The sequence below is a fragment of the Mesorhizobium sp. P5_C1 genome (assembly GCF_054049815.1).
This window is the reverse complement of sequence record NZ_JBFULQ010000134.1, coordinates 1-12,694: the sequence shown is the minus strand read 5'-3', so window position 1 is coordinate 12,694 and position 12,694 is coordinate 1. Positions and strand designations below refer to the sequence as shown.

14 protein-coding genes are annotated in these 12,694 nt (G+C 64.2%); 10 read left to right on the top strand and 4 right to left on the bottom strand.

The genetic code is table 11. From position 1 onward, the window contains the following. A partial coding sequence (locus ACXJ7R_RS13450; protein ID WP_457152258.1) for a histidine kinase occupies window positions 1–1,141 on the bottom strand: 1,141 nt, incomplete at its 3' end. Window positions 1,142–1,310: 169 nt separating this feature from the next. On the opposite strand from ACXJ7R_RS13450, the gene ACXJ7R_RS13445 reads away from it, so the two are divergent. The 7 genes from ACXJ7R_RS13445 (at window position 1,311) to ACXJ7R_RS13415 (ending at window position 7,394) form a co-directional block, all read left to right on the top strand. Beyond that, window positions 1,311–1,652, top strand: a complete 342-nt coding sequence (locus ACXJ7R_RS13445) for a hypothetical protein (RefSeq protein ID WP_095083841.1) — start codon at window positions 1,311–1,313, stop codon at window positions 1,650–1,652. A gap of 14 nt (window positions 1,653–1,666) precedes the next feature. Then, window positions 1,667–2,386, top strand: a complete 720-nt coding sequence (locus ACXJ7R_RS13440) for a phosphatase PAP2 family protein (RefSeq protein ID WP_095083840.1) — start codon at window positions 1,667–1,669, stop codon at window positions 2,384–2,386. A 285-nt stretch (window positions 2,387–2,671) separates the two neighbouring features. After that, window positions 2,672–2,950: a helix-turn-helix domain-containing protein gene (locus ACXJ7R_RS13435; protein WP_095083839.1), complete on the top strand. Its 279-nt coding sequence runs from the start codon at window positions 2,672–2,674 to the stop codon at window positions 2,948–2,950. A 67-nt stretch (window positions 2,951–3,017) separates the two neighbouring features. Next, window positions 3,018–4,769, top strand: a complete 1,752-nt coding sequence (locus ACXJ7R_RS13430) for a SulP family inorganic anion transporter (protein ID WP_457152257.1) — start codon at window positions 3,018–3,020, stop codon at window positions 4,767–4,769. A gap of 182 nt (window positions 4,770–4,951) precedes the next feature. Next, on the top strand, window positions 4,952–5,449 hold the full coding sequence (locus ACXJ7R_RS13425; protein WP_457152256.1) for a GNAT family N-acetyltransferase: 498 nt from the start codon (window positions 4,952–4,954) through the stop codon (window positions 5,447–5,449). A 190-nt stretch (window positions 5,450–5,639) separates the two neighbouring features. Further along, window positions 5,640–6,011 carry a YciI family protein gene (locus ACXJ7R_RS13420; RefSeq protein ID WP_095084367.1) on the top strand — a complete coding sequence of 124 codons (372 nt, stop codon included), beginning with the start codon at window positions 5,640–5,642 and terminating at the stop codon, window positions 6,009–6,011. Window positions 6,012–6,128: 117 nt separating this feature from the next. Further along, entirely contained in the window at window positions 6,129–7,394 is a 1,266-nt protein-coding gene (locus ACXJ7R_RS13415) for an RNA polymerase sigma factor (RefSeq protein ID WP_095083837.1), read from the top strand. On the opposite strand, the gene ACXJ7R_RS13410 is transcribed toward ACXJ7R_RS13415, so the two are convergent. Further along, complete coding sequence (locus ACXJ7R_RS13410; RefSeq protein ID WP_457152255.1) at window positions 7,391–7,810, bottom strand: DOPA 4,5-dioxygenase family protein; 420 nt, start codon at window positions 7,808–7,810, stop codon at window positions 7,391–7,393. The genes ACXJ7R_RS13415 and ACXJ7R_RS13410 overlap by 4 nt on opposite strands. Window positions 7,811–8,277: 467 nt before the next feature. On the opposite strand from ACXJ7R_RS13410, the gene ACXJ7R_RS13405 reads away from it, so the two are divergent. The 3 genes from ACXJ7R_RS13405 (at window position 8,278) to ACXJ7R_RS13395 (ending at window position 11,114) form a co-directional block, all read left to right on the top strand. Further along, the gene (locus ACXJ7R_RS13405; protein WP_457152254.1) at window positions 8,278–9,174 is read left to right on the top strand and encodes an aminoglycoside phosphotransferase family protein; all 897 of its coding nucleotides are present in this window, start codon (window positions 8,278–8,280) and stop codon (window positions 9,172–9,174) included. A 130-nt stretch (window positions 9,175–9,304) separates the two neighbouring features. Continuing rightward, entirely contained in the window at window positions 9,305–10,453 is a 1,149-nt protein-coding gene (locus tag ACXJ7R_RS13400; protein WP_457152253.1) for an amidohydrolase, read from the top strand. 181 nt (window positions 10,454–10,634) lie between these two features. Next, complete coding sequence (locus ACXJ7R_RS13395; protein WP_457152252.1) at window positions 10,635–11,114, top strand: VOC family protein; 480 nt, start codon at window positions 10,635–10,637, stop codon at window positions 11,112–11,114. Between the two features lie 12 nt (window positions 11,115–11,126). Here ACXJ7R_RS13395 and ACXJ7R_RS13390 read toward each other — a convergent pair whose 3' ends face one another. Further along, a complete protein-coding gene (locus ACXJ7R_RS13390) occupies window positions 11,127–12,053 on the bottom strand; it encodes a DMT family transporter (protein ID WP_457152251.1) in 927 nt (308 codons plus the stop codon). A 108-nt stretch (window positions 12,054–12,161) separates the two neighbouring features. Further along, window positions 12,162–12,694, bottom strand: a 533-nt coding sequence (locus ACXJ7R_RS13385) for a DNA-3-methyladenine glycosylase (protein WP_457152250.1), incomplete at its 5' end; no start/stop codon positions are given.

Below are 12,694 nucleotides of genomic sequence, written 5' to 3'. Positions count from 1 at the left end.
GCACGAAACGATAGATGCTGATCTTCTCGGAGGCGCCGGGTTCTGGCAAGTGTCCGGCCAGCGTGAGTGTCACCGACGTCCCTGTCCTCATCTCGTGTTCGTTGACGGCCAGCCGCAGGATGTCCGTTGTGGCGGCCGTCTCGATCTGCGGCAGGACGAGGCCTGTGCAGATGCCGCGTATTTCGCGCATCGCATCCTCCAGCGTCTTGCGGATCATCGCAACCTCGGTCGAGCGGCTTTCGCTCGAATGGCCATCGCCGGAAAATACCGGACTATCCATGCGCAGTGCCGCCAGCGCGACGAGTTGGGCCGGACCGTCATGCAGGTCGGCGCCGATGCGGCGCAGGTATCGTTCGTTGAGCGCTGTGGCGCGGCGGGACGCCCGCTGCACGCGAACCCGCAAGGCGTTGTTTTGCGCTACCAGGCCCTGCAGCTCCGACACCTGGCGGCGCAGCGCCCCGCGCTGGTCGTCGATGGTGCGGCTGCCGCGCAGGACGATGCCGGACAGGAGCACAAATGCCGCCAGGGTCGCGCCGGCCACGATCAGCCAGCTTGACAGCAGAGCGGAAGCCAGGGTGGTCTTGAAGTCGTCGGCGACCTCATAGAATTCTGTGACGGCCACCACTTCGCCGGACCACGGCTCGCGCACGGGATTGTAGATCTCGAGCAACGGCAAGCCGATCGCCTCCGCCTGGCTTTCGTTCTCGTCGAACGTATCGAACTGGGCGACGACATTGCCCTGGAAGGCGGAACGCAGCCCGGGGCTCAGATCGAAGCGGTGACCGATCAAACCCGCCTCCTTCGCATAGAGAACCATGCCGTCACGGCGCCAGAGCCTGAACGATACGATGCGCTTGCCGAGCGCGCCCTGGCCGAGCGTCTCATCGAGCGCTTGTTTGACGCTATCGCTGAGTTCCTGGCTCTTGCGCAGGTCGGGCAGCAGCGGCGCAATCACGCTGTCGACATAGAGCGCCGTCGTGGCAGCCGAATTGCGGATGACGCCGTCCCGGATCTGTGTCGTCACCCAGGCGCCCACCACCAGCATGACGGCCAGAAGGCCAAAGCCGCCGGCAACGAGGAATTGCAGCGCGAGAGAAAGCTCGCTCCAGCGTCGCAACAAGTTTTGCAGAATGCGAATCATGACCCCCGACCGCCCTTCAATCGACAGGCTGGGCGATGCCGGCACTTTGAGCTTCCATCCTGCCGTTGCCAAGGCCTTCGTTTGATCAACGTCGCTTGACGTCCCGGCGCGCTTCGGAAACAAGTCCGCGATACACGCGGCGCGATCCGCTTCGAGAGGGGACAGGACGTTGAGTTTTTCGGGGTTGCTGCAGCTTGGCTTTTCGACGGTGATCTTCCTGCTGGCGGCGATGGCGGCCAAGCAGTGGGGCATGGCGCCGAGCCTTGGCAAGATCCTGCTGACGCTGGCGCTCTATTCGCTGGGCAATCTGGTTATGCTGCGGCTGATCCGCGAATTCGGCATGTCGGTGTCGTTCAGTCTCTCGGCCGTCATCCAGCTGGTCTCAGTGAATGTCGTCGCCCTGATGTTCTTCGGCGAGCGCGTCAACACGCTGCAGGCGACCGGCATCGTGCTGGCGATCGCCGCCGTGGCGCTGATCACGCTCGGACCCTATCTGCAGGGGCGGTTGTAACGGGCCAGTTGCCGATGAAGAACGCCGCCAATGCACTGCTGAACCGGATCGAATTCCCGGTGCTGCTGGCCGGCCTGGTCATCGCCGGCTGCCTGTGGGGGTTCGAGGAGTTGATGGAGGTGGCGCGGGCCACCACGCCGCACGCCTTCGACACCGAAATCCTGCTCGCCTTCCGCCAGCCGGGCCAGCCGGGTGTGCCGATCGGCCCGCTTTGGCTGGAAGGCGCCATGCGCGATATCACCAGCCTCGGCAGCTCGGCCGTGCTGGTGCTGATCACGGCGGCGACGATCGTCTATCTGTTGTTGATCCGCCGTCCGGCAACGGCGCTGCTCATCTTCGTCGCGGTGGCGGGCGGCCAGGTGCTGTCGAGCCTGCTCAAACTCGGTGTCGACCGGCCGCGGCCCGAACTCGTTTCGCATCTGGTCAACGAAACTTCGCTGTCCTTTCCGAGCGGTCACGCCATGCTGTCGGCGGTAACCTATCTGACGCTCGGCTCGCTGGCGGCGAGTTTCCTGCCGGGAAGGGTGACGAAGATCTATGTGTTGTCGCTCGCCGTGCTGGTGACGCTGCTGGTCGGCGTCAGCCGCATCTATCTCGGTGTCCACTGGCCGTCGGATGTGCTGGCCGGCTGGTGCGCCGGCTTCGCCTGGGCAATGCTGTGCTGGTTGGCGGCCCGCGCGTTGCAGCGGGGACGCGGACGCCGCCTGAACGACGAAAGCGAAATTGCAGATTGACGGCCCCGGGCAGAAATCAAATCAGTCGGTTGATCAGCCCATGCCCGCAGCCTGCCAGCAAAAGAACCACCGACAGCACGCATGCCGATGTCATTACGCTCCTGAAAAGATTCAACCGCGCTACCCCCTGCCCCAGATGGAACACCCTAGCTCGAAGTCCCCAGGAAGTATCTGACAAAATGGACAAACAGGCGCTTACGTCTCAGACATTCATGTTGATGCTTGAAACATCACAATGATGGTATTATACGCTATAGCCGCAGACTCAGACGGGGATTTCGGCCGATGATCACTGCCGCGCAGATGCGCGCCGCAAGGGCGCTGGCCGGCGTCGATCAGAAGACGCTCGCCGAACGCGCTGGCGTTTCGCTTCCGACCATCCAGCGGATGGAGGCGAGCGACGGCGTGGTCAGGGGCGTGGTCGATACGCTGATGAAGGTCATCCAGGCTCTCGATGAGGCCGGGGTGGAGCTGATCGGCGAGAACCAGACCAGCGAGCGCGGCGGCAGGGGCGTGCGCCTCAAGCCTGTCGTGCCGCCGGATCCGAAGGCTGAGCCGGCATAAAGTCGCGACGGCGACCGCCGACAGTCCTGCCGACGATCCCGCCGCCTTCTGGAGCGGAAACCAGTCCATGGATCAGGCGCAGCGGGCAGTGCATCAACCGGGCCAGAGGTCGGCCCAGAAGTCGGCCCAAGGGTCGGCAAAGCCGACATTTTCCGAACTGTTCACGCCAAAGCTGGTGACGGTCTGGCGCGAGGGCTACCATCTGCCGCAGTTCAAGGCCGACTTCATGTCCGGCCTGACCGTCGCCATCGTCGCGTTGCCGCTGTCGATGGCGATCGCGATTGGCTCGGGCGTGACGCCGGAGCGTGGCCTCTACACCTCGATCATCGGCGGGTTCATCATTTCGGCGCTCGGCGGCAGCCGCTTCCAGATCGGTGGGCCCGCCGGCGCCTTCATCGTGCTGGTGGCAGCAACGGTTGCCCGGGTCGGCGTCGACGGGCTGTTGCTGGCGACCATGATGGCCGGCGTTTTCCTGCTTGCCATCGGTTATCTCCGCCTCGGCACCTACATCAAGTTCATCCCCTATCCGGTGACGGTCGGCTTCACCGCTGGCATCGCCGTCATCATCTTTTCTGGACAGATCGTCGAACTGTTCGGACTGAAACTTGCCGGCAAGGAGCCTGGACCGCTGGTGCCGAAGCTGATGGCGATCGGTGAGGCGGCCGGCACCATCAACCTAGCCGCGACCTTCGTGGCGGTGTTGACCATCGTCACCATCGCCGGACTGAAGCGCTGGCGGCCGACATGGCCCGCCATGCTCATCGCCATCGGCCTGGCCTCGCTGGTTGTGGCGCTGTTTGCGCTGCCGGCGGAAACGATAGGCACCCGCTTCGGCGGCATCCCTCGCAGCCTGCAAATGCCTGCCTTGCCGCCAGTCAGCCTGGGCAGGATGATTGACGTGCTGCCGGATGCCATAGCCTTTGCCCTGCTAGGCGCGATCGAATCGCTGCTGTCGGCGGTCGTCGCCGACGGCATGACCGGTCGGCGGCACCGTTCCAACTGTGAGCTGGTGGCGCAAGGCTTCGCCAACATCGCCTCGGCCCTGTTTGGCGGCATCTGCGCCACCGGCACCATCGCCCGCACGGCGACCAATGTGCGGGCCGGCGCGCATGGACCGATTTCTGGCATGATCCACTCCGCCATCCTGCTTGCTCTGATGCTGGTGGCCGCGCCGCTCGCCAGCTACATCCCGCTTGCCGCCCTTGCCGGCGTTCTGGCGGTGGTGTGCTGGAACATGTTCGAGAAGCAGGCTTTCGCCACGCTGCTGCGCGCGTCGCGCGGCGACGCGCTGGTGCTGATGGTGACCTTCCTGCTCGTCGTATTCCGCGACTTGACCGAGGGCATCGTCGTCGGCTTCGTGCTGGGGTCGATCCTGTTCATCGACCGCATGGCCAAGTCGATCGCGGTCGAGGCCGACTTGCCGCTGGTGCAGGAGGATGTCGCCGACAGCAGCGGCAGCGCCTATGATGCCAGCGAGGCAAGCGACGTCGACACCGTCGTCTACCGCATCTCCGGCGCGTTCTTCTTCGGCGCCGCATCGACTGTCGGCACCGTGCTCGACCGCATCGCCGACCAGCGCAGGAATTTCATCCTCGACTGCTCGGCCGTGCCGTTCCTCGATTCGACCGCGGCCAATGTCATCGAGGGCGCCGCCCACAAGGCCAGGCGCGCCGGTGTCCGCTTCATCATATCGGGCGCCTCGCCGCAGACACGGCGAATACTGATCAACCACGGCGTCAAGCGGCCGCTGGTGACCTATGCCGCCTCGATCCGCGACGCGCGGGCGCAGCTGAACGGGAAACGAGAAGAGACGCAGTAGTGGTCGGGATTTGCCGGCCGGGAGCCACTTGGTCAGGTGAAACTTGTCCGCCGTCAGCGCCGATCGCCAGGCCCCGTTTTTGACCCGAAGCGGCCACTGGCTCAATCCCCCGATTTGGATGATCCCACTGGACCGCAGCCGGGATCGACCGCAAAGTGGAACGACAGGGGAGGAGGGCTGTCGTGGCCGACGAGGTGGTTATTCGTGAACTCAACGGGCTCGATGAGATGCTCTCGATCTATCCGGTGTACCGGCTGAGCCACTCGCACCTGGACGAAGCAGCGTTTCGGAAACGGCTCTCGGCCATGCTCGCGCAGGGCAACTACCGCTGTATCGCGGCCTATGTCGGCGATCGGATAGTGGGTGTCTCCGGCTTCTGGACGGGCATTCAGCTCTGGTGTGGAAAGTACATCGAAGCCGACCATGTGGTGGTCGACACGACGCTGCGCCGCCTTGGCACGGGCAGCAGGCTGATGGCGTGGATCGAGGCGGAGGGCGAGCGGACTGGATGCGCTGTCTTTCGTATCGCCATGGTGCTTGGCAAGGAACCCACGCACCAGTTTTATGTTCGAAACGGCTTCTTTGATGACGGCCTTCTCATGGTGAAGGCCCTGAGCCGAGGCGCCGCGGAGTTTCCCGAGTATGTATCGCGACCTGCCGAGCCAGGCCTGGGACGCTAGCGGTTCGCAACCATTGTCTTCGGGTGTCCGCTTCCGGCTTTTGACCATTGCCGACTTCGATCCCCAGCCCGGAAGCGGGGTGCGCGCCTCAACCGTCGAAGAAATTTGCGGGACGATGTCGATTTCCGTAGACCCCGTTCGTCGTTTCGATGCGAGGTCGATGAGGCCGGCTCAGAACAGGAGACAGACGATGCGTGTGATGGTGTTCGTGAAGGCGACCGAAGACAGCGAAAAGGGCTTTGTCCCCACGCCCGAGACGACGGCGATGATGGAGGCGATGGGCAAGTACAATGACGAGCTGCGCAATGCCGGCATCCTTCTCACCGCCGATGGCCTCAAACCCTCCTCGGAAGGCAAGCGTATTGCGTTCGATGGTCCCGGCCGCAGGGTCATCGACGGGCCTTTCGCCGAGACCCGCGAGCTGGTCGCCGGTTTCTGGCTTTGGGAAGTGAAGGACATGGATGAGGCGGTCGCCTGGGTGAAGCGCTGCCCCAACCCCATGCCGGGACCGAGCGAGATCGAAATCCGGCCGTTGTACGAGATGGCTGATTGGCAGGAGTAGCGGACGCCGGAGGTCACGGAAATTCATGAACGGACCCGCGCGAAGCTCAGCGGCCCTAGCGACTGTCGGCCGCAGCCTGCTTGCCTGCCTTGTGACTTTGGCCGACAATGCGGCGGCATGACAGCAGGCGAGACGCACCAGGCGATCGAAGCGATTTTTCGCATTGAACGGGCCCGGCTCATCGCGGGTCTGGCCCGCGTCGTGCGCAATGTCGACCGTGCTGAGGAACTGGCGCAGGACGCCCTGGTCATTGCCCTGTCGCAATGGCCCGGTACCGGCGTTCCGGCCAATCCCGGTGCCTGGCTGATGACGGTGGCCAAGCGCCGCGCCATCGACGCGATCCGTCGCGACAAGATGCGCGCACGCAAGCATGAGGAGATCGCGCGCGAGCTGGACGGCGAGGTCGACGACACGCCCGGGATGATCGAAGCGGCCATGAACGACGATCTAGGCGACGAATTGCTTGGCCTCATTTTCACGGCCTGCCATCCCGTGCTTTCGGCCGACGCCCGCGCCGCGCTCACGCTGCGTGTCATCGGCGGTCTGACGACGGACGAGATCGCCCGTGCCTTCCTCTCGACTGAGGCGACGATCGCCCAGCGCATCGTCCGCGCCAAGAGGACGATCGGCAAGGCCGGATTGAGTTTCGAGGTGCCGCGCGGCGCCGAACGCACGGCGCGGCTCTCCTCGGTGCTGGAGGTCGTCTACCTCATCTTCAATGAAGGTTATGCCGCCACGGTGGGCGACGATCTTGTCCGGCCGGGCCTGTGCCGGGAAGCGCAACGGCTGGGCCGCATGCTGGCGGGGCTGATGCCCGAGGATGCCGAAGTGTTCGGCCTGCTGGCCCTGATGGAAATCCAGGCATCGCGCCTGCCGGCACGCATTGGCCCGGACGGTGCCCTGGTGCCGCTGACCGAGCAGGATCGCGCACGCTGGGACCAATTGCTGATCCGCCGGGGCCTTGACGCGCTGGCTCGCGCCGAGACGCTCGGGGGCGATGGCCCCTATGCACTGCAAGCCGCACTCGCGGCCTGCCATGCGCGCGCACGCAGCCCGGCCGATACCGACTGGCCCCGCATTGCAGCGCTCTACGACCGGCTGCGGGCCGTGATGCCCTCACCGGTGGTCGATCTCAATCGAGCGATCGCCCACAGCATGGCCTTCGGGCCCGAAGCCGGCCTGCGGCTGGTGGACGAGATTGCCGACGCCGCCGCGCTGCGCAACTATGCGCCACTGCCGGCGGCGAGGGGCGACTTCCTGTTTCGGGCCGGCCGGCTGGCCGAGGCCCGCTCCGAATTCGAGACTGCGGCCACGCTTACCCGCAACATGCGGGAAGCCGCCTTTCTCCTCGCCCGCGCGGACGCTTGCGCCGAGAATTGCTAGGCCGAGAGAGACGGGTTGGTGTTGGGCGGCAGCGCCTCTTCCGCCTCATGATCGTCCGGGAGACTATCGCCGTTCACGGCCAGCGGCCGGCCTATCCAGATCGGATCGACCAGATGGTCGCGCCTTGGGTTGGTCGTATTCGGGTGGATGAGTATGCTGAGCCCCCTATGGTTCAGCATCAACCACGGCACGAGTGAGGCGAAAATCTCGCTCGCAAATGAGACCTGGTACATTGCCTGATCATGCGGGCCAACCTTCTGCTCATGCCAATTGCCCAGGCGTACGCGGAAACGTTCCCCGATGCGAAGGCGCAGCCATTCGGCATGCTGTCGCTCGCTTTGCCCGTCGTAGTAGATATGGGCATGATAGCTGGCAATCTCCGCGAGCGGCCTTGGGCTGGCGGCGTCTTCGTTCACCTCGATAGTCTCCTTCGATGATTGTCGCTTTCGGCGCAACTGTACCCGAAGCGGGGACGCCTTGTCTGCAACCGGTGCGGATTCGTTCGAGTTCGGTCCAGTCGTCTGTTTCTCGCAGGATAGCACATCGGGCTTGGAATTTTTCCCGTAGGTGTTGACGGCACGCGGGACGAGCATCGGGTTCACTGGGGGTGTGCGATGACAGGCGTCTCGATACGCCGCGCGGACTTCATGATGGTCCTGGCTCATGGTGACTGGGCGGCGGCGGGGGTCGGCTTCCTGTTTCGGGTCGGGCGAGTGGACCGGAAGCCGCAAGTTCCCGACCCTGGGCTGCCTGTCTGAAAAGTGCCTCGTTTCAGACATTTTGGGATCGACTGCGAAGACATGGAAGCGGACATAGGTCCGTGCATTCGCTAAAACCACCAAACGATTTGCCCTTCATGCCGAGCTCGGCAGGACGAGAACTCATGATGCATGACGATCAGGTGGATATCGACATYGATATCGCCCGCCAGATGATCCGCGATCAGTTTCCCCAGTATCGTCTTGAGGACATCACCTCAGTTAGATCTTCGGGAACCGTCAATGCCATCTTCCGCATTGGCTCGAAGAGCGCTGCGCGGTTCCCACTGCGGGCGATGAACCCGACCGAATGCGCCGATATGCTTCGGTCGGAGGCCGCTGCCATGGTCGAGATTGGAGAACATTGCCTGTTTCCGACGCCTCAACCGATTGGGCTCGGCAAGCCAGGTCCTCACTATCCAATGCCATGGGCATTGCAAACGTGGATCGAAGGCGAGGTCGCCACGCCGCACGGGCTAAGTGGATCGACGACGTTCGCCCTGGACCTTGCGCGCCTCGTGGCATCGTTGCGCAAAGCGGACACACGGGGCCGACGCTTCGACGGTCAAGGACGTGGTGGACATCTCTCAGATCATGACGATTGGATGAATGTTTGCTTTGAAAACAGCGAGGGCCTTCTCGACGTGGCTCGCCTGCGCGACTTGTGGGCTCGCTTCCGCGAGTTGCCATCCGCTGGGCCTGTCGTGATGAGTCATAAGGACCTTATCCCACCAAACCTTCTCGTGCAGGGCGAGCGTCTTGTCGGAGTGCTTGATGTCGGCAGTTTCGGACCAGCCGACCCGTCGCTGGATTTGGTCGTCGCGTGGCATCTTCTGGACCGCGAGCGAAGGGCGACCTTTCGGTGCGGCCTTCAAGTTGAGGACCTTTGGTGGCAGCGTGGTGCGGCTTGGGCATTCCAGCAGGCGTTGGGTCTCGTCTGGTATTACCATCGCACCAACCCCGCCATGAGTGCGCTTGGGCGCAGCACGCTCTCTCGCATTCTCGATGATCCCGACATCTGAACTCTGGTAGTCGGGGCGCGCGCCATTCCGGAACTCGCTCTGGCACAACCCGCTCCGGATTGACCGCCTTTGTCCCTTGGCGGAAGTTTCGTTGCGTGTGTTATGCAGAACGCAAGCGGAGGCCGACAACGTGACCCTGACCAATCGAGACATCGTCGAGCTCATGGCATGGCGGCGCCAGCTGCACCAGCGCCCGGAAATCTCGAATGAGGAGGAGAGGACGGCCAAAGAGGTCGTCGACTTCCTCGCCGATACGGGACCGGACCAGGTGCTGACCGGCTTGGGCGGGCACGGCGTGGCGGCGGTCTACGAAAGCGGCAAGGCCGGACCGACGCTGTTGTTTCGCTCGGAACTCGATGCGCTGCCGATCCACGAACTGTCCGGCGCGCCACATGCATCGCTGGTGCCTGGCAAGTCGCATATGTGTGGCCATGACGGACACACCGCGATCCTGGCGGCGCTTGGCCGTCAGCTGGGGCGCGAGAGGCCGGCTCGCGGCCGTGTCGTGCTGATGTTCCAGCCGGCGGAAGAAACCGGCAACGGCGCGGCCGGCGTCGTAGCCGATCCGCGCTTCGGCGCGATTGGGCCGGATTTCGCGTTTTCATTGCACAATCTGCCGGGCGTGCCGCTCGGCGAGGTCCGGCTCAAGACCGGCGTGGTGAACTGTGCATCGCGCGGCATGCGCATCGTGCTGGAGGGGAAGACCGCGCATTCGTCGATGCCCGAGACCGGCATCTCGCCCATGGTGGCAATCAGCCAATTGATGCCGGCCCTGCCTGCGCTCGGGCGCGGAACCTTTGCCGACGACGACTTCAGCATGGTCACCGTCACCCATGCCGAGATGGGCGAAGCCGTGTTCGGCATTGCGCCCGGCCAGGCCGAGATCTGGGCGACGCTGCGCACCCGGCGCGACGACCGCATGGCCAATTTGTGCGCCGCCGCGGAAGCCCTGGTCACGCGGATTGCCGCCGAGCATCGTCTGTCGCCCCGGTGGGACTATCATGAGGTGTTCGTGGCCAGCGTCAACGCACCGGAGGCGGTTGAGCATCTGCGGCGAGCGCTCGACGAGGAGGGCGTCCCGCACGGCGAAGAAAACCTGCCGATGCGCGCCTCGGAAGATTTCGGCGTGTTCGGCCACAAGGCAGCATCGGCGATGTTCTTCCTTGGCGCGGGCGAGTGGCACCCGGCGCTGCACAATCCGGACTATGACTTTCCCGACGACCTGATCCCGATCGGGTCGAAGGTGTTCATGCGGACGCTGCGCAACCTCCTTGGCTAGCGCCGGCCTCGGTCAACTCGAATGCAGAAAATCCGGCTCACAGGAACATCGTTTCGTGGGCGGAACATCCGGTGGCATGAGCGCATTTTGCGCTCGCACCGTCGAGGCTGACTCTGAATCGCCGCCGGGGGTGCGTGGGAAACCGGGCCGCAATGGCTTCAAAAAGGGAAAGGGACAAGCAATGGCAATCGCCAAGAACACGATCTGCGTATGGTACGACAAAGACGCCGAGGCTGCAGCCCGCTTCTACGCCGAGACTTTTCCCGACAGCGCGGTGAGTGCCGTCCATCGTGCGCCCAGCGACTATCCGTCCGGCAAGGCGGGCGATGTGTTGACGGTCGAATTCACGGTCGCCGGCATCCCCTGCCTCGGCCTCAATGGCGGGCCGGTGTTCAAGCACAACGAAGCCTTCTCGTTCCAGATCRCCACCGACGATCAGCAAGAGACCGACCGCTACTGGAACGCCATCGTCGGCAATGGCGGCCAGGAAAGCGCATGCGGTTGGTGCAAGGACAGATGGGGTGTCTCCTGGCAGATCACGCCGCGCGTGCTGACCGAGGCGATGGCTGCCGGCGGCGATGAAGCAAAGCGCGCCTTTGATGCGATGATGGACATGAAGAAGATCGACGTCGCCGCGATCGAGGCCGCACGGCGCGGCTGACGACAGGCACCGTCAGACTGTCGCCTCGATCGGCTCGGCCAGCTTCGGGTTTGAGCGCGCCGCGATCAGGCAGCCGGCGACGATCAGGCATGCTCCTGTCAGCGTGGTCCAGGTCGCCGCCTCGTCGAAGAAGAACCAGCCAAGCGCGATGGCCCAGATGAAGGCCGAGTATTCCGTCGGGATCAGATATTGCGCCTCGGCGCGGGCGTAGGACCAGCTCATCAGGAATTGCCCGGCAAGCGACAGCACTGTCACCCCGGCCAGGGGAAGCCAAAGGTTGGTCGGCAGTGCCACCGCGAGCCACGGCGCGGCGAGGCCGAGGAGGATGGCGACGCAAAGGTTCTGGAACAACATGATCTCGATTGGCTTGGCCAACTGCGCCTGTTGCCGCGCCAGGATCAGATTGTAGCCATAGAACACCGTCGATACGAGCACCGCCGCCGTGCCCAGCATGGCATCGTGCGAATAGCTTTCCCGCCCGAACTGGCCGGCCATTATGATCGCGACGCCGGCGATGCCGGCCAGCGATGCCCATATCGTCTGCCGTCGGATTCGCTCGCCCAGCAACAAGGCGGCGAGGAAGAGGGCGAACAGGGGCGCGATGAAGCTGAGCCCGATCGCCTCCGCCAGCGGCAGCCTGGCCAGACCCCAAAAGAAGCATATCAGGACGATGCCGACGACAGCGGCACGCAGCGCATGCAGCCGCAGCACCGCAAGGGTTGGCTTTGAGCGCGCCCCTGCAGACCAGGCTGCACCGGCGACGACAGTCGCGACCATGCTGCGCCACAGCACGGTGTTGTAGACGCCGACGGCGATAACCAGCGTCTTCATCGCCGCGTCCATCCCCGACAGCAGGAAGATCGCGAACGCGCAGACCAGCACCGGGGTCATCGGGGAAACGGCGCCGGCCAGGCTGGATGTCTTGACGGCTTCACTCATGTGCAGCCGGATATCCCGGAGCGAACGGCAGCACCAGATGGCAGCCCCGTCGATATGGCGGTCCAATCCCGACCGGCTTTGTGTCCGTCGAGACAGGGGGCTGTCCCCTTATTCGTTGAGCGATCTCGGCCCGCTGACGAACGGGCTCCCCCTGACATAAAATCGCAGCAGGCGGCTCGCGTCCCGCGAAATGCCGATCCTGGTGCTCTGCCCGATTTCGCCGACCTCGTCGTCCTCACCATGTCCGAGCCATAGCGGGCCTTTCCGGCAAAGATCGAGCCCGTCGAGCGAACGATCGATCCGCAACGCCGTGGCGAGCCTTCCCGGTCCTCGCGCCAGGTCGCGCAAGCGCTCGATGCCGCGATTGAGCCGCATGATGGCGATGCCTTCGAGCGGCTCGAGCGCCCGGATCAGGACGCCAGTTCCGATCCCTTGCATTTCGCTCGAGACGTTCAGCATGTATGAGATGCCGTAGGCGACATAGACATAGGCGTGGCCGGGCTCGAGAAACAGCGAGCGGTTGCGCGGGGTCATTCCCCGATAGCCATGCCCGGCGGCATCGCCGACGACATAGGCCTCGGTCTCTACAATGCGGCCGATCGCGACCCCTTCCGGCAATTCTCGCACCACCACCTTGCCAA